The organism is Pseudomonas sp. B414, from assembly GCF_055408445.1.
In genome coordinates, this window is sequence record NZ_JBUZTQ010000011.1 from 127,773 (window position 1) to 148,116 (window position 20,344).

General features: G+C 59.0%; 16 protein-coding genes. 12 read left to right on the top strand and 4 right to left on the bottom strand.

Features of this window, described 5'->3' with window-relative positions; all coding sequences use genetic code 11:
* Positions 1–86: 86 nt before the first annotated feature.
* The 10 genes from ACZRMH_RS12190 (at position 87) to ACZRMH_RS12235 (ending at position 14,612) form a co-directional block, all read left to right on the top strand.
* Complete coding sequence (locus ACZRMH_RS12190; protein ID WP_464013598.1) at positions 87–1,286, top strand: MFS transporter; 1,200 nt, start codon at positions 87–89, stop codon at positions 1,284–1,286.
* 219 nt (positions 1,287–1,505) lie between these two features.
* On the top strand, positions 1,506–2,045 hold the full coding sequence (locus ACZRMH_RS12195; protein ID WP_095038049.1) for a DUF1523 family protein: 540 nt from the start codon (positions 1,506–1,508) through the stop codon (positions 2,043–2,045).
* A gap of 133 nt (positions 2,046–2,178) precedes the next feature.
* Complete coding sequence (locus tag ACZRMH_RS12200; RefSeq protein WP_464013599.1) at positions 2,179–2,358, top strand: hypothetical protein; 180 nt, start codon at positions 2,179–2,181, stop codon at positions 2,356–2,358.
* Positions 2,359–2,412: 54 nt separating this feature from the next.
* Positions 2,413–5,235 (top strand): ATP-binding protein, encoded by a 2,823-nt coding sequence (locus ACZRMH_RS12205; protein ID WP_464013600.1) that lies wholly within the window; start codon positions 2,413–2,415, stop codon positions 5,233–5,235.
* Positions 5,222–6,409, top strand: coding sequence for a response regulator cyclic di-GMP phosphodiesterase PvrR (pvrR, locus tag ACZRMH_RS12210; RefSeq protein ID WP_464013601.1), 1,188 nt, complete (start codon positions 5,222–5,224; stop codon positions 6,407–6,409). The genes ACZRMH_RS12205 and pvrR overlap by 14 nt, the downstream gene beginning before the upstream one ends.
* A gap of 85 nt (positions 6,410–6,494) precedes the next feature.
* Positions 6,495–9,704, top strand: coding sequence for a hybrid sensor histidine kinase/response regulator (locus tag ACZRMH_RS12215; protein WP_464013602.1), 3,210 nt, complete (start codon positions 6,495–6,497; stop codon positions 9,702–9,704).
* A 44-nt stretch (positions 9,705–9,748) separates the two neighbouring features.
* Entirely contained in the window at positions 9,749–10,393 is a 645-nt protein-coding gene (locus ACZRMH_RS12220; protein WP_464013603.1) for a response regulator, read from the top strand.
* Positions 10,394–10,580: 187 nt separating this feature from the next.
* Positions 10,581–11,174 carry a fimbrial protein gene (locus ACZRMH_RS12225; RefSeq protein ID WP_464013604.1) on the top strand — a complete coding sequence of 198 codons (594 nt, stop codon included), beginning with the start codon at positions 10,581–10,583 and terminating at the stop codon, positions 11,172–11,174.
* A 71-nt stretch (positions 11,175–11,245) separates the two neighbouring features.
* Positions 11,246–11,992 (top strand): fimbrial biogenesis chaperone, encoded by a 747-nt coding sequence (locus ACZRMH_RS12230; protein ID WP_464013605.1) that lies wholly within the window; start codon positions 11,246–11,248, stop codon positions 11,990–11,992.
* A gap of 88 nt (positions 11,993–12,080) precedes the next feature.
* Positions 12,081–14,612, top strand: coding sequence for a fimbria/pilus outer membrane usher protein (locus tag ACZRMH_RS12235; RefSeq protein ID WP_464013606.1), 2,532 nt, complete (start codon positions 12,081–12,083; stop codon positions 14,610–14,612).
* Between the two features lie 3 nt (positions 14,613–14,615).
* On the opposite strand, the gene ACZRMH_RS12240 is transcribed toward ACZRMH_RS12235, so the two are convergent.
* Both ACZRMH_RS12240 and ACZRMH_RS12245 read right to left on the bottom strand, forming a co-directional pair.
* Entirely contained in the window at positions 14,616–15,923 is a 1,308-nt protein-coding gene (locus ACZRMH_RS12240) for an MFS transporter (protein ID WP_464013607.1), read from the bottom strand.
* Between the two features lie 273 nt (positions 15,924–16,196).
* Positions 16,197–17,060: a diguanylate cyclase domain-containing protein gene (locus ACZRMH_RS12245; RefSeq protein WP_464013608.1), complete on the bottom strand. Its 864-nt coding sequence runs from the start codon at positions 17,058–17,060 to the stop codon at positions 16,197–16,199.
* Positions 17,061–17,254: 194 nt separating this feature from the next.
* On the opposite strand from ACZRMH_RS12245, the gene ACZRMH_RS12250 reads away from it, so the two are divergent.
* The gene (locus ACZRMH_RS12250; RefSeq protein WP_464013609.1) at positions 17,255–18,235 is read left to right on the top strand and encodes an NAD-dependent epimerase/dehydratase family protein; all 981 of its coding nucleotides are present in this window, start codon (positions 17,255–17,257) and stop codon (positions 18,233–18,235) included.
* Here the strand turns inward: ACZRMH_RS12250 and ACZRMH_RS12255 are convergent.
* Complete coding sequence (locus ACZRMH_RS12255) at positions 18,201–18,596, bottom strand: MerR family transcriptional regulator (protein ID WP_464013610.1); 396 nt, start codon at positions 18,594–18,596, stop codon at positions 18,201–18,203. The genes ACZRMH_RS12250 and ACZRMH_RS12255 overlap by 35 nt on opposite strands.
* A gap of 153 nt (positions 18,597–18,749) precedes the next feature.
* On the opposite strand from ACZRMH_RS12255, the gene ACZRMH_RS12260 reads away from it, so the two are divergent.
* Positions 18,750–19,142 carry a GFA family protein gene (locus ACZRMH_RS12260; RefSeq protein WP_464013611.1) on the top strand — a complete coding sequence of 131 codons (393 nt, stop codon included), beginning with the start codon at positions 18,750–18,752 and terminating at the stop codon, positions 19,140–19,142.
* A 445-nt stretch (positions 19,143–19,587) separates the two neighbouring features.
* On the opposite strand, the gene ACZRMH_RS12265 is transcribed toward ACZRMH_RS12260, so the two are convergent.
* Entirely contained in the window at positions 19,588–19,857 is a 270-nt protein-coding gene (locus tag ACZRMH_RS12265; RefSeq protein WP_464013612.1) for a short-chain dehydrogenase, read from the bottom strand.
* Between the last annotated feature and the right edge of the window lie 487 nt (positions 19,858–20,344).

Sequence of the window (20,344 nt, forward strand, 5' to 3'; positions counted from 1 at the left end):
TCAAAGGTTTGCATCCTGACTCAGCCGGGTTGTCTGTTATTAAGGTTCGACGCAAAAAACAATAATCGAACCTCAAGGAAGACCCCATGTCATCCACCCAGCCCGCTCAGGCCAAGGGCGTCTTCGGCCTGTTCTGCCTTGCCAGCTATCTGTTGTCGCTGTCTTACGGCACCACGTTTTTACTCGCCATGATGCTCAGGGCCCACGGTGGCAGTGAATCGGATGCCGGCACGATCATTTCGGCGGCCATGCTCAGCACCTTTGTAGCGGTGATTTTTTCCGGGCACCTGACCGACCTGTTCGGCGCCCCCCGGGCCATCGCTGCCGGAGCGCTGCTGCTGGCTGCGGCCTGCCTGGGTTTCGCCAGCGTGCCAGCCTATGGTGCAGCGGTGCTGCTGTTCGGCTTGCTGCTGGGGTTGGGCTGGGGGGTGTTTTATACCCTGGGGCCAATCGTCGTGGCCATGATCATCGCCCCTGCACAACGGGTGAAGTACTTCGCCTTGCTGTCGGGCAGCATGATGACCGGGATCGGCACTGGCCCGCTGCTCGGTCGCGCGGCACAGGGGTTGGGTTATCCGCTGGAATCGGCATTTATGGTGGCAGCCATTGCCAGCCTGCTGGGTGGCCTGATGTTTTTGCTGATTGGCCCGAAGATCAAAGGCCAGGGGCCGGTCACCGTGTGCAAGATCACGCCCAGGGCCGCCGCCGTGGTGCTGCGCTCCAAAGCCGTATTGGCTATTGTGATGGTCGGGCTGGGCGGCGCGATTTTCGGTGGTTTGTCGAGTTTCCAGACCTCTTATGCCGCGCTTAACCAACTGGATTATTCGTGGTTCTTTCTGGGCTTTATGAGCGCTGCGACCTTCTGCCGCCTGCTGGTAGCAGGATTTATCGTCAAGCGCGATCCCTACGTGATGTCTTGCCTGCTGACGGCATTGATCGTGGTGTCGGTGCTGATGCTGATGTTTTTCGTCAGTTCTGGCCTCACCTATTTGCTGGCTGCGGTTGTGCTTGGGGTTGGCTATGGCCTGACCTATTCGGTGATCAACGGCCTGGCAGCCAACGAAGCTCCCCCCGGGTATATGCCGCAAGCGCTAGTGCTGTTCAGCATGGGATATTTTGTGGGGGTATTCGGCTTTCCGTGGCTGGCCGGGCAGGTCATCGTCCATTTCGGGATGGCGGCGTTGCTGTGGATTATTCTGGCTGTCGCCTTGTGCAACTGGGCGATTACCCTGGGACGGCTGGCTTGGCGGCGCAGTCAGAAATTGGCGCAGGTTTGTTCCGCGTAGGGGGCCGTGAATCTGATTTATGCTTAATTTTGAAACCAGGCTCGTGATCAGACAACTCAGCGCTTTACGGCGCAGGACAAGCAAACGAAGGACTAAAATGCTACAAATTATGTAGCCAGCGCATGCAAGCCTTGTAGTCCCTTGGGCAGCCTGCGATAAGCTGCGCCACAAGTTCAATCAACAGTCATCAGGAATAATTGATATGTACGTGGTTTTTGCATGAAGTGGCTCAAGGGCATCATTCTGGGCGTCATCCTGCTTGCAGTCGGCGCCGTGGGGCTTGGGCTGTTTTACTTTCTGCCCCAGCACGATGTGGTGATGGTCACCGGGGTTGAGGTCAAGCGCATGGATCACAATGGCGTGATCAGCGCAGAAAACCCGGCAGACGGCCCGACCCGGGATGTGTACTTCATCAACACTGAAGACCCGGTCACCAAGGAAGTCATGGTGTATCGCAACGAAGATACCGGCTGGTCCTTCCCCTGGTATTTCAAGTTCGACTCTGCCGATATCCAGGCCAAGGCCCAGGGGTACTCCCGTGATGCCAACCAGCTGGCGCTGATCCGCTACTACGGCTGGCGGATCAAGATCTTCTCGGTATTTCCCAATATCACCGCGATCGAAGCCACCAATAGCCGCGACGAACCCTTCCCGTGGTTCAACACGGTGTTCTTCAGCGTTCTGGCGCTGGTATTGATCGTAATTGCCGTATTTATCAAACGTCGCGTCAAACGTCGCCCGCAAATGCCGGTGAATTGATCGGTGCGCCCCTGCGGGGGCGCATTGCTGCCACTCAGTCGGTCACATCCGCCAGCGGCACTGTCGCCCTGGCGCCACGCCGGCTTTCCATCCAGTCACCGATACCCGAAGAAAACCCCGTTTCGGCCTGCAATTGCTCAATGACGCAGGCCAGCCCCTGGCCCTGGACACCACCTACCCGTTCACCGCATTCAATACCACGGGCAAGAACTTCACCATACCGCTCTCGGCGGCTTACTACCGCCTGGCCGAAGGCATGACCCAACCTGGCAGCGCCAACACCGAAGTAACCTTTATCGTCAGCTACCTGTAGCAGATTAAGGATCGTCTGATTCTGCGCCTCACCGCCCCTGCCTAAAGTGGCGGCATGAGATTGACGTCCTGCCTCCATCAGATCAGCCCTATCCTTTCCAGCCCTGACGCTGCACGGCGCTTGCTGCGCATTTTTGCCCTGGTGTTACTGACTGGCATTCTGAGCGGGGCCTACAGCTTTCTGCTGTCTACCTTCAACAATGAGATTTCCCAGCGGCGCAGCGCCATGAGCGGTGCGATTGCCGAGGCCCATGCTTTTTTCACCACCCGTGAAGCCCTGCTCAAAAGCCTGAGCCTGGCGGCTACACGCAAACCGGTCGGAGCTTTTCCGGTTGCCTCTGCCGAGGAGGTTCACCTGGTGCTGGGCCATACACCCGCCAGGCAGTGGAGCATCTGGCTGACCCAACGCATGCGCGACTACCTGAAGGCCCAGCAGCTCAATCTGATCTATATCAGCAGCGGTGCCGAGGCCGAAGTGACACGCCTGTACACGGCCACCGGGACGGCTGGTGAATTCCCCGCGGATCTTCTAACCCGGCTGGACACCCTCAAGCGCGACAACAGCTCTACCCTGCGCGAACTCTGGCTGACCCAAAGCCGCGAAGGTCGCGAGCAACTGTATATTTTCATTCGCCTCGATGAACGTGACCCGAACTCCGGCTGGCTGGGCCTGGAGATGGACGAGCAGGAAGTCGCCATGGCCCTGGGTGACAATGATGCGGGGCAGTTCACCATGTTCAATTTCGATGGCGTGCCGCTGTTCAGCAACAGCTCCAGGCCAACCTCCAGCCAGGATCTGCGCGCGGTCAATCAGCAAGATTATTTCGGCCTGGTTGGCTCCGGCTGGCTGCCAGAACAGCTGGTGTTACGCAAGCAACTGAAGTCTTCGGACTGGCACCTGGTCTATTCCATTGATCTGCGCGCTGTGCTCACTGCGCTGTGGCCGCAGCTGGCCGGCACCCTGTTGTTCTGCCTGCTCAGTATCAGCCTGGTATGGCTGCTGATCCGGCGTATCGAACAGCGTTTTATTAACCCGGCCATCAGCCGTATTCAGGCGCTGGTGGAGAGCGAGCTGTTCAGCCGCGATGTGATTCAGACCGCCCCCGTGGCCTTGTGCGTGTTGCGCCGCAGCGACGGCCAGGTAGTGCTGGAAAACACCCTGGCCCACCACTGGCTTGATCAGGGCGGTGAGCGCGAACACCTGAGTCCTGGCTGGATTTGCCGCGCCTTCGACCCTGCCCAGCCGTCCCTGAGCGACTACTTCGAAACCGTTGACGGCCGCCATCTGTACCTCAGTTGCGTGCCCACCCGCTACAAGGGCGAAGAGGTGTTGCTGTGTGCCTTCAGCGATATCAGCACCCGCACCCAGATCGAAGCGGCCCTGGAACAGGCCCGTCAACTGGCCGATAGCGCCAACGAAGCGAAGACGCTGTTTCTGGCCACCATGAGCCACGAAATCCGCACGCCGCTGTATGGCGTACTGGGCACCCTGGAATTGCTGGCCCGCACCCGCATGGACAGCCAGCAGAACAGCTACCTGCGGGCCATCGAGGGCTCGTCGCAGACTTTGCTGCAATTGATTTGCGATGTACTGGATGTGTCGAAAATCGAGGCCGGCCAGTTGGCCCTGGAGTGGAGCGAGTTCTCGGTACTGGGGTTGATACGTGAAGTGGTGCAGGGTTACGCCGCCGCCGCGCAAAGCAAGCAATTGCAACTCTACGCCTGCCTCGATCCGATGTTGCCCGACCGGCTGATCGGCGATGTCAGCCGGATCCGTCAGATCCTCAATAACCTGCTGAGCAACGCGATCAAGTTCACCGACACCGGGCGTGTGGTCATGCGGGTCAAATTGCTCAGCCGTGAAGGTGAGCGCGCCAGTGTGCAGTGGCAAGTCTCGGACACCGGCAAAGGCATCGCCCGCGCCAATCAGGCGCTGATTTTCGAGCCGTTCTACCAGACCGAAGGCAACACCAATGTGGTCGCCGGCACTGGCCTTGGGTTGCCGATCTGCCTGCGCCTGACCCATTTGATGAACGGCACCCTGCGCATGGTCAGCGAGCCGGGGCTGGGCAGCAGTTTTACCCTGACCCTGCCCCTGGAACAGCCCTCCACCAGCGTTCTGCAGGACACAAGCACAAGCCTGAGCCAGGCTACCGTTTATATCATCTCGCCCATCCGCGAACTGGCCGAGTCGGTCAGCGGCTGGCTGCGACGCTGGGGCGCCCACCCGCAAATCGGTCTGCCGCCTTGCATGAACCTTGGCCCCGACTGCCTGTTGATCGAACTGCACCCCGGCCCGTTCGAGCAGCGTCTGGCACCTCAATGGACCGGCCCGCTGGTGCTGGCAACTAGCGACGGCACCCATGAGCCGCAGCTTGGGGACGAAGGCTGGAAGGTCAATATCAACGATCTCCATGCACTTCAACAAACCGTAAGACATGCCCTGGGCCAGCAGATGTTCGAACCGCAGAAACAACACCCGCAGCGCGACCTGCGCAGGCTGCAACTGCATGTTCTGGTCGCCGAGGACAACGTCATCAATCAACTGATCCTGCGCGACCAACTTGAAGAACTCGGCTGCACCGTGGAACTGGCCAGTAACGGCGAAGAGGCGTTGTCACTGTGGCACAGCACGGCATTCGACATCGTACTCACCGACGTCAATATGCCCAGGCTCAACGGCTACCAACTGGCTGAAGCGTTGCGCCGTCTGGGCTGCACAACCCCGATCATCGGCGCTACCGCCAACGCCATGCGCGGCGAGGAAGCCCTTTGCCTTGCGGCCGGCATGAATCACTGCCTGGTCAAACCTTTTACGTTGCGAGCCCTGTTCAACTGCCTGGCTCCTTACGAACGAGTCACCCATGAAGCCCTGTAGCATTTTGATTGTCGAAGACCACCCCTTCCAGCATCTGTATCTGCAGAATCTGTTCAGCGAGCTTGGGGATTTTCATCTGGAGTCAGCCAGGGATGGCGAGGAGGCGCTGGAGTGCCTGAAAAAGCGCAATTTTGACCTGGTGCTCACCGACCTGCTGATGCCCGGCATGGATGGCGTGCAGTTTATCCAGGGCCTTGCCGCCCTGCGCACGCGCCCGGCACTGGCGATCATGAGTGCCGCATCACGGCGCATGTTGATGGGGGCCAGCCTGGTGGCAAGCAACCTGCAGGTGAAAGTCATCGGCCTTATTTCCAAACCGGTCAATGCCGCGGCCCTGCGCTGCCTGATCGATCAATTGCTGGCGCTGCGTCAGGCCGCCCCGTTCGAGCCCACGCCGGGCATCGATCGCAAGGCCATCCTCAAGGCACTGGACAATGGAGAGCTGCAAGCCTGGTTCCAACCGAAAAAAGCCCTGGCCAATGCCCGTATTGTTTCCGCCGAAGCGCTGGTGCGCTGGATGCACCCCGAGCACGGGCTTTTGTTGCCGGGCATTTTCCTGCCTGCACTCAAGGCCCTTGGCCTCGAAGAACGCCTGCTCTGGCGGGTGCTGGAGCAAGCCATCGCGGCCCAGGCCAACTGGCGCCAGCAGGGCTATGACATCCCGGTATCGATCAATCTGCCGACCCATCTGCTCAACAGCCACGACCTGCCCGATCGCATTTTGACCTTTGTGCAAGAGCATCAGGGCCTGCCGGGCAAGATCTGCTTTGAACTGATGGAGTGTTCGGTGCCCGATGACATCAGCAACTTCTACGCCGGGGCCTGCCGACTGCGGATCAAGGGGTTCGGCCTGTCCCAGGATGATTTCGGCAAAGGCTACAGCTCCTATATGAATCTGGTTTCGGCGCCTTTTACCGAATTGAAGATCGACCGCGAACTGGTGCATGGCTGCAATAACAATGAAGAACTGGCCCAGGCGCTGACCAGCATTGTCAGGCTCGGCCGGCAATTGGGTTTGACGGTGGTCGCTGAAGGAGTAGAAACCGCACAGGAACTTGCTCTATTGCGTAAGATCGACTGCACTCAGGTCCAGGGGTTCCTGATCTCCCATGCTGTCTCTTCGGATCAGTTCCAGCAGTTGCTGACCCATGACGGCCCGGCAAACGCCTACTGAACCGCACGATAGTGTTCTCAACGTCGATTGCTTCAGAGGTCATTGTGCCCAACGCCTATACACCCACCGCACGCAGCGCTGCTCAATGAGTCACCCCAATGCCCTGCTGGAGAAATTGGCCAGCAGCTCCCTGCGCAGCAATAAAAGCCTGATAGTGCTCGGCGCGCTGGTGCTGCTGTTGCTGGGCATCAGCTATGTGGGGGTACAGCGCATGGTCGAAGAACAGCGCGACACCATAAGCTTTCACTTTACCCGCCTGATGGAGAATATCCATGAGCAGGAAACATTCCTGAGCAACATTGCGCTCAAAAGCAAAAGAGATAATTTTGACTTTCACGCTACCTTGCCCCTGTTTCAGCTCAAGCCCGCGCCCGACAAGGGGCCGGATTTCTATGAAGGCCGCGAGTTTTCGTTTTCCCTGCCGTTCAGCGTCAGGATCAACCCGGACACTATCGCAGCCCGCCGGCATGCGAACATCTTTGCGCTGGGCACCTACCTGAGCAACTACTACGGGGCCTTCTGGTCAGCGTCACACTATCAAGCACCGCAAGTCATCCTGTTTAAACTGCCGGACAACTTCAGTATTGTGGTTCCTGCCTCCGGACAATTGCGCGGTGACGGGCAGATACAGGCCGGCAGGCTTGCCGAGGTGATAAAGCAGCTCACACAGCGCTTGCAGGAACCCAACGCGCAACCACTGAACAACCCTGTGCATTGGGCTCGGTACCGGCCACTCGCCGGTGAAGACACATCACCGATACTGCTGGCCTTTATCAATGTCGAGCTGTCCAAGCCCCGACCAGGCATTCAGGACACCGAGCCATCGATGGTGGTGACCACCCTTCTGAACCTGTCGCAGATCAACCATATCGAGCGGCTTATGCAATGGTCGATCTACGACCGGCTCACCCTGATCACCCCCTCCGGTGAAGCGCTTGTCGGCGAATTCAAGCCCGGGCAAACGCTGCATGAGGGGATGAATATCAGCCATGAAGGCCTGGTCATGAAGCTGAGCAGCCCGGGTGAACAGCCGTGGACAGCCATCTACGTCATCAGTTTCAAAACCTTCCTCAATCACGCCTTCTGGCCATTGCTATGCCTGTTGGCACTGGTTCTTGCAGGGCTGGGCTGCGGGCGCGCATTCAATCGCTGGTACCGCAATACCGTGGTGCTGCCTGCTCGTGAGGCCCACACAAGCATCGCTGAAAGCGAGGCCTTCAGCCGCGCGCTGATCGATACTGCGCCCACCGGCCTGTGCGTGGTGCGGCGCAGTGATCATAAGGTGCTGCTGGAAAACCAGATAGCCCAACACGGCCAGGACACTGAGCGCCTGATCAACGAACTCAGCCAGCAACATGATCTCAGTGAACCCGGCCAGGCGGATCTGGAGCTGGGAGGGCGCCATCTGCATGTGGCCTTTGTTGGCACCCGCTACAAAGCTCAGGATGCCTGGCTCTGCGCCGTTCATGATGTGACCCGGCATATTGAAGACTCGGCGGCACTGGAGGCCGCGCGCAAGGTGGCCGACTCGGCCAACGAGGCCAAAAGCCGGTTCCTAGCGACCATGAGCCACGAGATCCGCACCCCGTTGTACGGGGTTCTCGGTACTTTGGAACTCTTGGAACTCACCCCGCTGGCATCGCGCCAACAGAACTACTTGCACACCATCCAGCGCTCCTCCGCCACCCTGTTCCAGTTGATCAGCGACGTATTGGACGTATCCAAGATCGAGGCCGGGCAGATGACCATCGAAGCCCGGGACTTCTGCCCCCTGGAACTGATCGAAGACTGCGTTCACACCTACAGTGCCCTCGCCCTGGGCAAAGGCTTGCAGCTATATGCCTGCATTGATGCGACGCTGCCGGACCAGGTGCGTGGCGACCCCTTGCGCATCCGCCAGGTGCTTAACAACCTGTTGAGCAATGCCATCAAGTTCACCGAAAACGGCCGGGTGGTGCTGCGCGTCCATACAGTCCAGACACAGGCCGGCACGTGCTTGCTGACCTGGCAGGTCAGCGATTCGGGCATCGGTATTTCCCCGGCCCAGCAACAGCAGTTGTTCGACCCGTTTTACCAGGCCAGCGACGCCACCACCCAGGGTGGGGCCGGGTTGGGCCTGGCCATTTGCAAATGGCTGGCAGAGTTGATGGGCGGCGAGCTGGACATGGTCAGCGACCCCGGCCTGGGCAGCAGCTTCAGCCTGCAACTGGCCCTTGAAATCAGACCCGGTGCACTGCCCGACCTGCCGCCGTTCACATCCCCGGCTCCCTGTGTCCAGGTGCGCTCGCAGACCCCGGAACTGACACAGCACCTCTGCGCCTGGCTCAACCGTTTCGGCGTCGATAGCCGCCCGATAAGCCTTGATCCAGCGCAGTCGACAATGCTCCTTGAGGTAGCGCCGGACGGTAACGGGCGCCCCTGGAGTGGCCCGCAGATCATTGCCACGGCGGGTGGCCGCAACCCTGCGCAGCACACGGGTGCAGGCTGGGAAGTCGATCTGCACGATATTCGCGCGATTGCCTGGGCCATCTACCTGGAACAACAGGGCGCCACCGGCCAGACCGCGCCCGTGCTCGGCAAAACCCTGCGCAAGCTGGATCTGCGCATTCTGGTGGCCGAAGACAACCTCATCAACTCGGCGATCATCAAAGAGCAACTCGAAGCCCTCGGCTGCTCGGTGGTGGTGGCCGCCAATGGCGAACAGGCCCTGGCACAGTGGCTGCCCGGTCGGTTCGACGTGGTTCTGACCGATGTCAACATGCCCATCCTCAATGGCTATGAACTGGCCACGGCCCTGCGCGGGCGCGATGCCGACCTGCCGATTATCGGCGTTACCGCCAACGCCTTGCGCGATGAAGATGAGCGCTGCGCCGCCGTGGGCATGAACGCCTGGATAGCCAAGCCGTTGAGCCTGCAGACCTTGCGCGCGCACCTGGAAAAATACAGCAAGACAACAACGGCTGAGCCCGTTATGGTCGCCGCCGCAAATCCAGCCCCGGTGGCCACTCCTGGTCGGCTGCAGCTGTCACCGAGAATGCGCGAACTGTTTGTCAGTACCCTGCAGGAAGATCTGCACATCACGCTGGCGGCTCTGGACGACGATGATGCCAACGCAGTTGCCCGGCAACTGCACAGTATTGCCGGGGCCTTGGGCGCGGTGCAGCTCAACGCTCTGGCCAGGGCTTTGGCCGGGCTGGAATGCCGCTTGACCGGTTTTAGCCTTACCCCTGCCCTGGTATTGGAAGTTCGCCAGCTGCTAGAACAGCTGGGCGATTTGTTGAGTTCACAGCAATGATCCCCCCTTTGTCCCCATCAATGTCTCCCTACGGATAATCCACCATGGAAAAACTCAACGTTGTGATTGCAGATGATCATCCCATCGTACTGGTGGGCGTACGCGAACTGGTGGAGCGTGATCAACGCTTTTGCGTGGTAGGCGAAGCGACATGCTCGAACGATCTGGTCGCTTTGCTGGAGCAGTTGCCCGTGGATCTGGTGATTACCGACTTCAACATGCCTGCCGACTCGCCCTATGGTGACGGCCTCAAACTGGTGGAGTACCTCAAGCGCCATTACCCGTCTGTGGATATTCTGGTGCTGACGATGATTTCCAACCCGCTGATCCTCACCCGCCTGCAAGAACTCGGCGTGATCGGAGTGATCCAGAAGTGCCAATTGCATGACGAAATCCAGGCGGCGCTCAAGGCCGTCGCCCTGGGTAATCCATTGCAGACTAAAGGGCCAGCAGCCACTTCGGTGATAGAGGCTGCGGCCCTGGATACGCGTTTCGCCAGGCTCTCAGCCAAAGAGCACGAAATATTACGCCTGTTTATCACCGGCCAAAGTGTCAATGACATCGCCCGGGGCCTGAACAGAAGTGCCAAAACCATCAGTACGCAAAAAATCTCGGCCATGCGCAAACTGGAAGTCAGCAGTGACCAGGATCTGCTGGCTTATTGTATCGAGCGCCAGCTTTTCAATTAACCCGACTATCAGCGCGTGTAAAATAACTTGCTGCAGCCCAACTGCCGGCCACTTGAAAGCCTGTCAGCCCATTATGTTAATACCCGTGCAACTCTTCTAAGGATCGTCTGATTCCGACCTGTATGTTGGCTCTATATCGTGTTCTGGTCAGTTACTGACCCCTTCAACACATATAGTGAAATTGATCATGAAAAAGTTCTCCCTGGCGTTTATTACCCTCTCCATTCTCGCAACCACCGGCAGTGCATTCGCGGTAGACCCACCCGTAACGCCGACCAAAGGTGGCAGCGGTACCATCAACTTCACCGGCACTATCAACAATGATGCCTGCTCGGTTGAAAGCGAAAGCAATGACCGAACCATTTCCGTTGCCATGGGTGAAGTTTCGATCAAGGACATGGGTACTGCGACGGCTCCAAAGGGGAGCGGCAAGCTGAGTGCAGAGAACTTCAGCATGAAGGTCAACTGCAATATCGGCACCAAAGTGGCACTGATCTTTGAACCGAAAAAAGGTACAGGTTCGGGTGTCTACGAAGGCACTGGCGTACTGAAACTGATCGATGGCCTGGGTGCCGCGAAGAACATCGGTATCGCCCTGCTCGACGCCAACGGCGCGATCATCAACCTCAACTCGCCGACCACTGCGCGTATTGAGAACACCCTGCAGGATGGCAGCACCTCGCTGAAATTCTCTGCGGCCTACGTCACCACGGCTGACTTGACAACCGTCGTAGCTGGCCAGGCTGACGCAACCCTGCCGTTCACTTTGCAATACGAATAACTACTGGTAGGCACCCAACCCGTGCAGGGTGCTTGCACCCTGCACATATTTTGACCCCACCGGTAATTATTATGTTCTATCGCCCCTTAATGTCTTTTGGCCTGGGCCTGCTTGGTCTATTGGCAGTCAGCCAGGCGGCCGCCAGCATCTCCTTGAGCTCCACGCGCCTGATTTTCGACGGCAAGTACAAGGAAGCCAGCATCACCGTGCGTAACAGTGGTAACGACGTATTGATCCAGTCCTGGGTCGACAACGACAACGAAGCCGCTGCCGTGCCCTTTGCCGTCACGCCACCGCTGGCCAGGATCTCCGGCCAGGAGCAACAGCTGCTGCGCATCATCTATGAAGGCGCCGGCATGCCCGCCGACAGAGAATCTGTGCTCTGGCTCAATGTCCAGGAAATCCCCCAGGCATCGCAAATCAAGAACACCCTGCAACTGGCCGTGCGCCAGCGCATCAAATTGTTCTTTCGCCCGGCCGGGCTGCGCGGGCACGCCTACATGGCACCGACCGAGTTGCTGTGGCAATTGCAAAGTCGCTCTGACCATACGGTTCTAACGGTTAAAAACCCCGGGGCTTATCACGTTTCAATGAGCGATATCACCCTTAGGTCAGGAACGGCCACGGAACTGGCCGCTGATTCAATCATGATTGCTCCAGGCCAACAAAAAGATTTCCCGCTCAAACAGTTCAGTTCATCCAGCAGTGCCAAATTAACCTTCGCCAGTATTAATGACTTTGGTGCACAAGATGCTTATACCTCACAACTGGTCAGCACTGACACGACCAAAGCCCAATTAAACAAAGAGTCTCCTTAATACGGCGATCTGAAAAGCCGCCGCTCTTCTTGGTATTTCTTTCACTCCGCGTAGTTGTACTTAGCCGGGGGTGATACAGGTTATTTGCATGTTATTAATCATCAACAGCCGATCCGATCACGGTGTCACTCACTGTGCGCGGCTATCCAATACTTGCCCATTACTGATCATCCTCCTGTGTACCTTGCCGGGGCTTGCCGTTGCATCCGAAGCAGAGCAATTCGCGCAGTTCAACACCTCGTTTCTAAAAGGCGCACAAGCGGTGGATCTGCAACTGCTGCTGGCCGCCAACAGCGTATTGCCGGGCAACTATCGTGTCGATCTGTACAGCAACGAGACGCTGGTAGGCCGTCGCGATATCGAGTTCCGCCGCACGCCAGCCAGTGGCAAAGTCGAACCCTGCCTGACCTTGGAAATGCTCCAACAGCTAGGCATCGACATGGCCCAGTTGCAGGCCGCCGGCAAACTGCCCAGCGACGATCCTCAAGCCTGCTACGACTTGCCGTCAATGATCGAACACGCCACTGTACGCTACGACGCCAGCCGCCTGCGGCTGATGGTCAGCGTGCCGCAAAAGGCCATGCAACGCGGCATGCGCGGTTATGTCGACCCTGCACTTTGGGATGACGGCGTGGCAGCCGCCTTTTTCAACTACCAGTTGAGCAGCAACCGTAACAGCACCGGCTCCGCCACCTCCCACTCCAACAACCTGGGCCTGCGTAACGGTATCAACCTGGGCGCCTGGCGGTTGCGCAACGAGTCGAACCTGAGCACCGCCACCGGCCAGCCCAACCGCTTCAGAAGCAACCGCACTTATGTGCAACATGACGTTACCGCGTTGAAGGGCCAGTTCAGTGCCGGTGATATTTTCTCCGACACCGACGTGTTCGACAGCGTGCGCTATCGCGGCCTGAAACTGGCATCCGATGAGGGCATGCGCGCAGACAGTGAGCGTGGCTATGCACCGATTATCCGCGGTGTGGCACAAACCAACGCCACCGTGGAAATCAGCCAGAACGGTTACATCCTCTACACCGCCAGCGTGCCGCCAGGGCCTTTTGAAATCAGCGATATCTACCCCAGCGGCTCCAATGGCGACCTGCAAGTGACCGTGATCGAAGCCGATGGTCAGCGCCGGGTGACCCTGCAGGCGTTTTCCAGCCTGCCGATCATGGTCCGTGAAGGCCAGCTCAAATACAGCGTGTCGGCGGGTCGCTACAACAGCAACAGTGATGACCTGGCATCGCCGCAGTTTGTCAGCAGTACCCTGGCCTATGGCATCAGCAGCAACTTGACCGGCATTGTCGGCCTGCAGACCACGGAAAACTTCCAGGCCCTGGCCATTGGCGCGGGTCGCAACACCCCCATCGGCGCAGTTTCGGTGGACCTGACCCACTCGGCCAGCCGCACCCCCGGCCAATCACTGCGGGGCAACAGCCTGCGGGCGCTGTATGCCAAAACCTTTAGCGGCACCGACACCACCTTCACCCTGGCCGCCTATCGCTACTCGACCGAGGGCTATCGGACCCTGACCGATCACGTCCAGGCGCTCAGCGCCGAGGGGCAAACCCTCAGGAGCAGCTCCAAGACCCGCACCGACGTAACCATCAACCAGAGCATCGGCCGCAACCAGCAATATGGCAGCATTTACCTGAACGCCAGCGACCAGCGCTACTGGGGCCGCGGTGGTTCGCGCAGCCTGTCCACCGGCTACAGCAACTATTGGGGCAGCATGAGCTACAACCTCGGCGCCAGTTACACCAAGGACATCGGCAACTATGGGCCGTCGAATAACGACACCCTGGTCAACCTGTCAGTTTCTTTCCCGCTGGGTTCACAACCGCGAGCCCCGCGTGCATACCTATCTGCCACCAGCCAGAAATCCGGCAGCAGCACGCAGGCCGGGATCAATGGTTACGTGTCCGAGAACAGCGACACCTATTACTCGCTGCAAGCCGGCAACAGCGACACCAGTGGCAGCTCCGGTTCGCTCAGCTTGAATACACGGACTTCGGTGATGGATATCAGCGGTGGCTACAGCCAGGGCCGGGGCTATAACACGCAAAACCTCAACCTTGCGGGTTCCGTAGTGGCCCACGCAGGCGGGATCAACCTGGGGCAAAGCGTCGGCGAAACCTTCGCCCTCGCCGAGGTGCCCGGCGTAACGGGTGTCAAGGTGGGCAGTTACAGCGGTGCCACCACAGGTGCCAACGGCTATGCGGTGGTGCCCAACGCGCAGCCGTACCGGGTCAACTGGATAAGCCTGGACACCCGCGACCTGGGTGCAGAGATCGAAATCGACAACGCCTCCCAGCAAGTGGTGCCACGCCGTGGCGCGGTGGTGGTTGCGCGTTATATCGGCAAGACCGGGCGCCGGGTGCAATTTGAGCTGTTCGATGCACAGGGGACTCCACTGCCGTTTGGCGCAGCTCTGGAAGATGCGGACGGCAAACAGGTCGCCATCGCCGACCCGAGCGGCAAGGCCCTGGCCCTGACAGAAACCGACGCTGCGACCCTCACCATCAAATGGGCAGACCAGCAGTGCCAGGCGCCCTACTCACTTCCCGAGCGCAACAAGGCGCTGAACTACGAAAGGGTGCGGCTGATGTGCACGTCCTGACCTTTAAGTCCCGGTTTTAAGGGCAGCCGGCGCGAGTTCCTCTGATTCTACCGTATCGGCCTCGCGCTCATGTTCAAATACAGCCTGAGCCAAGTCTTCGGTCACGCGCATTTCTACGCCAACCGCGGACATTTGCGCCGCGGCGGTAAAGGGTGCTGCGGTGACTGGCTGCGAACCTTTGGCACGGCGCCAGGCAAACAGCAGCACCAAGGCCACATTCAGCGCGGCCAGGGCCCAGAACAGCCCGCCTTCACCGTACCGGGTCATCAGCGGCGAGATCACCAGCGGGCTGATCGCACAGCCCAGTGAGTTGATCAGCAGCAGGCCCTGAATCATGCTCACAATCGCCCCTGATGATGCGCGATCCGCCGCATGGCTGACCGCCACCGGGTAAATCGCGAAGATACCGCCCCCCAGCAGGAAAAACGCCACCACCAGCAACGGCGAACCCGCTGGCAGCATCAGGATGATCAGCGACAAGATCGCACAGGCAGCGCCCAGCACGATCAACACCAGATGCCGGTCCTGATGGTCCGACCAGCGCCCGACCGGGTACTGCAACAGCATGGCGCCGAGAATCACCCACGCCATCATGTGCCCGACTTCGGTTACGTCCATGCCGATACGTTGCAGGTACAACGGCAGCAACGCATACACCGCCGCAATGGCAATGCCCGAGCCAAAGCAGCCGATCACCCCGGTGGGCGTGGCACGCAGCAACTGCAAGGGCATCAGCGGTTCGGCGCGCTCAACGATCGGCGTGGCCCGCGGCAACATGACAATGGGCAACATCGACAGCGACGCCAGAATGGCGGCGATCATAAAGGGCACCGTGTCACCGGTCAGGGCGATGGCGCCCAGATTGACTTGCCCCAGCAGCCCCGCGCCGTACAGGGCAATCATATACAGGGCCAGCAGGCGCCCGCGAATCTTGGGGTCGGCCGCCATCAGCAACCAGCTTTCCACCACCAGAAACACGCCGACGCTGGCCCAGCCGTTGACCAGCCGCAATACAAACCAGGTCCAGGGCTCCGAAGACATGCCCTGGAACAGGATCGAAGTGGCAATCAATGCAGCGAAACAGCTGTAAGCGCGGATATGGCCGATACGCACGATCAGCCGGTCATTGAAGATCGAGCCCAGGGTCAGCCCGATAAAATAAGCCGAAGAAACGATACCGACCATGGTCGCCGATTCGCCCATTGTGTCCAGGCGCAGGGTGGTCAGTGAGGCCAGCATGCCGTTGCCGATACTGATGATAAACAGCCCAAGTAACGGCGCCAGCGCCATTGCCAGCAATTGCACAGACATAATTGACTCAAAACCTCAATGAACAATGGATAACCCGCTCGGGCAAAAGCACAGCGGCGCCTGCCGGCAAAAGCCGGGGCGAAATAAAAAACAGGAGTGTGTGATCGTGCTTCGCTCGACGCCACGGACGTGGCTGGGGAGTGACAGGCAAGGCTCAAGACAAGCACTGCCCAGGCAGAACCAGGGCGCACATGGTAGCCGCAGACAGGGGCAAGTTGAAGAGACAACCATCCGATTTTTCAGGCCATATTGCCGCAGGCCCCTGCCCGCTTGTTACCCGGCTTTGGAACCGTGCCTTTTAACCCGATACATATCACCATCAGCATGACTGAGCAGCGTATCGGCATCCTCCCCGTCCACGGGGTAAAAGGCCATGCCGATACTGCAGGACGGCATTCTGATCCCAGCGAATTCAGCCCCCAGAGGCTCTGCCATCGCCGCAGTAATTTGTTCTACCTTCCAGGCCACGTCGTCTGGCGAGACGATATCGGTCAACAGCACGGTGAACTCATCACCGCCCATGCGCGCCACCGTGTCCGACTCACGCACGCAGCTTTGCAGACGCTGCGCAGCCATGCACAGCACACGATCGCCGACGGCATGACCATGAACATCATTGATGCCCTTGAAGTCATTCATATCCACAAACAGCAAGGCCAGGCTGCTCTTGCGCCGGTGTGCCGTGCGCAGGGCCGCGTCCAGCCGGTCATTGAACAGCGAGCGGTTGGTCAGTTTGGTCAACGGGTCATGATGGGCGAGAAAGCGCAGTTCTTCCTCGGCCTGCGCAAGGGCCGTTACATCCCGTGCAACACCGATCCGCGCGCCGACATCCTCAGACCAGAAGGCGGCCCAGAGGATATGCACCACACCGCCGTCCTTGCGGATATAGCGGTTGCGGAAATCGACATGGGCCTGGCCGTTCATGACCCGGACAATCGAGGCGCGTGAAACCGCCAGATCCTCAGGGTGCATATAGTCAGTAATCAAGGCCCCCGTCAGCTCCTCGGCACGGTAGCCGAGCAAGACCTGGCAGGCATCGCTGACAAAGGCAATGCGGTTGTCCCTGTCGACCACAAACACCGTGTCCAGCATCAGATGGATCAGTTTGGGATAGAGCGCTTGCAGGTCGACGGCCATAGATCAGGAGTGTCCTGGATGAAAATCGCCTCGATCATAACCTGATAGCAAAATAATGGCCAAATACCCGTTTTATCTGGCCCTTTTGGCACCAAAACCGTGCACTGGGTGCCAATGCTTGACTCTGCCCCTTGGGACAACCTGCACCCTGCCTGTTCTGTTCAAGGCTCTACCGTCAGGGAAAAAGGCAACCCATGAGTACATTATCGATGGTTACCGGTGCCAATGGGCATTTGGGCAACACCCTGGTCCGGGCATTGCTCGGCCGAGGTCAACACGTACGCGCCGGGGTCCGCGACCCTGAGCGCAGCATAGCCATGCATGGGCTCGACTGTCAGGTGGTTCGCGCCGAACTGCAAGACCCGGCTTCACTGCGCAAGGCGCTGCAAGGCGTGGATGTGCTGTACCAGGTCGCGGCCGTATTCAAACACTGGGCGCACAACCCACAAACCGAGATCGTCGACATCAATGTGCAAGGTACGCGTAACGTGCTGCGTGCCGCCGCCGAGGCTGGAGTCCGGCGCGTGGTTTACGTCAGCTCCGTGGCGGCGGTCGGGCACAACGGCCAGCGTCTGGATGAAAACAGCTGGAACAGCGATCAGCAAAACCCGTACTACCGCTCAAAAATACTCTCTGAACAAGCCGCCTGGGACACCGCACAGACCTGTAATCTGCCCATGGTTGCGGTATTGCCTTCGGCAATTATTGGCCCCCATGCCACGCGGTTGACTGACACCATGGGCTTTCTGGCCAGCGTGCTGGCACGCAAGCTGGTGCTGGACCCCAACTTTCATTTCAACTTTGTCGATGTGCGCGACGTGGCCGATGGCATGATCCGCGCCGCGCAAAAGGGCCGCCCCGGCCAGCGCTACATACTGGCCAATCAACAGGCTTCATCACTGGCGCAGATAATCGAGGCGCTCAATACCCTTTGCCCCGGCTATCGCCTGCCGCGCCGTGCGCCCAAAGCCTTGTTATTACTGATCGCCTGGTTGCAGGAACAACAGGCACGGTATACCGGCATACCGGCCCAATTGCTGCGCAGCCAGGTGCAGATGTTTTATGGGGTGCAGCAGGTTTACTCCATCGACAAGGCCACCCATGAGCTGGGCTATCAGCCGCGCTCGCCGCATAACACCCTTAAACAGGCATTTGCGTACCTGCTGGCGCGCTGATGCAAGGCGCAGGTGCGAATTGCACGTTGAGGTGTGCCTGCAACTGCGTCAGCTGCTGCTCCTGGTTTTGCAAGGCCAGGATCTGCGCCTGCAACTCCAGGCGTTTGGCCTCGATGCCCTGATTGGCCAGCGTCAGGGGAAATGCCGCCTGATGTTGTTTGGCGGCCAGCAACTCGCTCATCTCGCGCAACTTGAACCCTACCGCCTGGGCACTGCGGATCATCTTCACCAGGGTCAAATGGTGGGCCGTATACAGCCTGTAACTGCCACGGCGCTGCGGGGTCAGCAGGCCCTGTTGTTCATACAGGCGAATGGCTTTGCATGTGCACCCCGACAATCTGGCAAGTTCACCTATGTACATACACCGTCCCTCTCGCTCAACCCGTCCCGGCCCGTAGTTTACGGGCAGTGGCTGAATATGTCCGTGATGCAGTCGGTCATGGGCAAAGCCTGCGGTTGACCGCTTGATTGGGGGTCGTTAAGTTGGCCTTTTTACACGTACAGGGATGCACCCATGACAGACGTATACCAGGGCAGTTGCCTGTGCGCGGCGGTGCGCTATGAACTGCTTGCGGCGCCAAAGGCAGTGAGCCATTGCCATTGCGGCCAGTGTCGCAAAGGGCATGGCGCAGCATTTGCTTCCTATGCCAGCGTGCCGCGCAGTGCGCTGCAGATACTGGGCGGTGCTGACAAGATCACCGGCTACGCTTCCTCGGCGACGGTCGTGCGCGAGTTCTGCTCGCAGTGCGGTTCAACCCTGTTCTGGTCACGCACCGAAGGCGAATTCGCCGACTGGATTTCCATCGCACTGGGCACGCTCGACACGCCCTTTGTGACGCAAAAGCAAAAACATGTTTATTGCGACTCGGTTGTTCACTGGTATACGCCAGAACAGGATCGGGCTTAGCGGGTTTACGACGACCTGTGGGAGATTGCTTGCCTGCGATGCTGGCAGCGTGACCTGTCAGGTTGACTGCGGTGACGCTATCGCGGGCAAGCCCGCTCCCACAATGTTCCCTGCCAAGTTTGAATTTTATGGGTGCCACAAAACCTGTGGGAGCTGGCTTGCCTGCGATGCAGGCGGCGTGACCTGTCAGGTTGACTGCGGTGACGCTATCGCGGGCAAGCCCGCTCCCACAATGTTCCCTGCCAAGTTTGAGTTTTATGGGTGCCACAAAACCTGTAGTCGTTGACGAGCTCCGCGAGGCAGCGTCCGGCTGCGCAGCAGTCGTAAAACCAGACACTACGGTGGATCAGGTAAATCCCGGACTCAGGATTTACGATCGCTTCGCGACCGATCGCAGCCTCGCTACGCTCCTCAGCGGCTACAGGAACGAGGTTGCAAGGCTGTTTTACTCAGGCTGCAACCGCCAGCCCAACACGTCCAACAAGTCGCAACCATCACGCAGTAAAAGCGTCGCCGCCGTCGCTACATGTTTGAGATCAACAGAATCCGCCAACTGCAATTCTCGGCTGGAAAAGATTTCCATCAATTGGGTTACCGCCAACACACGGGCCACCGCATTGGCATGGAGTACATCCACCGGCGCATTGCGGTCAATCAATAAGGCAGGGATGGTGCAGTCGATTGCGGTTAGCGGGATAAATGGAAGTTCAGTCATAAGTGATGCTCCTGGAAAGGTATTTGAGCCATCGGCTTTCGTCGCCAAACGAAAGCAGGTGGCCGCTGTACGCGGGTTGGCGAACCGGTGATCCAGGAAACCCGGCAGACCCGAAGATCTCCCACGTACAGCTGCCATAAAGCAGTGCGAGCAAAATACACGCTCTGCCATATATAACAACTACACGTTACCGGATGCTGTCCAGGTCGCCAAACCCGGTCGCCTTGTAGGCGAGCGCAGACTATAGGCGCGGAGCAACGGCCACAGCAATTGGCAAACCTGTGCGAAAAGTCCCGAAAATTTGTAGTGGTTCGAATGCCTTGAAACCAGCGCGAAACACCAAAAAACAGGCCGGCCGGTCGGCCGCCTCGGCGGCTCTTGATCTAATGCCCTCCGGGAGGCCGAGTGGAGGTTCTGTGGAGTGGGTCGACCGGCATGGATGCCGGGAGAGCCGCGATGGGCCATGGATGGCCCGTGGCGGCGTGCC

Coding starts and splice junctions, on each gene's coding strand:
- ACZRMH_RS12190 (WP_464013598.1), top strand. CDS start 87: ATGTCATCCACCCAGCCCGCTCAGGCCAAGGGCGTCTTCGGCCTGTTC.
- ACZRMH_RS12195 (WP_095038049.1), top strand. CDS start 1,506: ATGAAGTGGCTCAAGGGCATCATTCTGGGCGTCATCCTGCTTGCAGTC.
- ACZRMH_RS12205 (WP_464013600.1), top strand. CDS start 2,413: ATGAGATTGACGTCCTGCCTCCATCAGATCAGCCCTATCCTTTCCAGC.
- pvrR (WP_464013601.1), top strand. CDS start 5,222: ATGAAGCCCTGTAGCATTTTGATTGTCGAAGACCACCCCTTCCAGCAT.
- ACZRMH_RS12215 (WP_464013602.1), top strand. CDS start 6,495: ATGAGTCACCCCAATGCCCTGCTGGAGAAATTGGCCAGCAGCTCCCTG.
- ACZRMH_RS12220 (WP_464013603.1), top strand. CDS start 9,749: ATGGAAAAACTCAACGTTGTGATTGCAGATGATCATCCCATCGTACTG.
- ACZRMH_RS12225 (WP_464013604.1), top strand. CDS start 10,581: ATGAAAAAGTTCTCCCTGGCGTTTATTACCCTCTCCATTCTCGCAACC.
- ACZRMH_RS12230 (WP_464013605.1), top strand. CDS start 11,246: ATGTTCTATCGCCCCTTAATGTCTTTTGGCCTGGGCCTGCTTGGTCTA.
- ACZRMH_RS12235 (WP_464013606.1), top strand. CDS start 12,081: ATGTTATTAATCATCAACAGCCGATCCGATCACGGTGTCACTCACTGT.
- ACZRMH_RS12240 (WP_464013607.1), bottom strand. CDS start 15,923: ATGTCTGTGCAATTGCTGGCAATGGCGCTGGCGCCGTTACTTGGGCTG.
- ACZRMH_RS12245 (WP_464013608.1), bottom strand. CDS start 17,060: ATGGCCGTCGACCTGCAAGCGCTCTATCCCAAACTGATCCATCTGATG.
- ACZRMH_RS12250 (WP_464013609.1), top strand. CDS start 17,255: ATGAGTACATTATCGATGGTTACCGGTGCCAATGGGCATTTGGGCAAC.
- ACZRMH_RS12255 (WP_464013610.1), bottom strand. CDS start 18,596: ATGTACATAGGTGAACTTGCCAGATTGTCGGGGTGCACATGCAAAGCC.
- ACZRMH_RS12260 (WP_464013611.1), top strand. CDS start 18,750: ATGACAGACGTATACCAGGGCAGTTGCCTGTGCGCGGCGGTGCGCTAT.
- ACZRMH_RS12265 (WP_464013612.1), bottom strand. CDS start 19,857: ATGACTGAACTTCCATTTATCCCGCTAACCGCAATCGACTGCACCATC.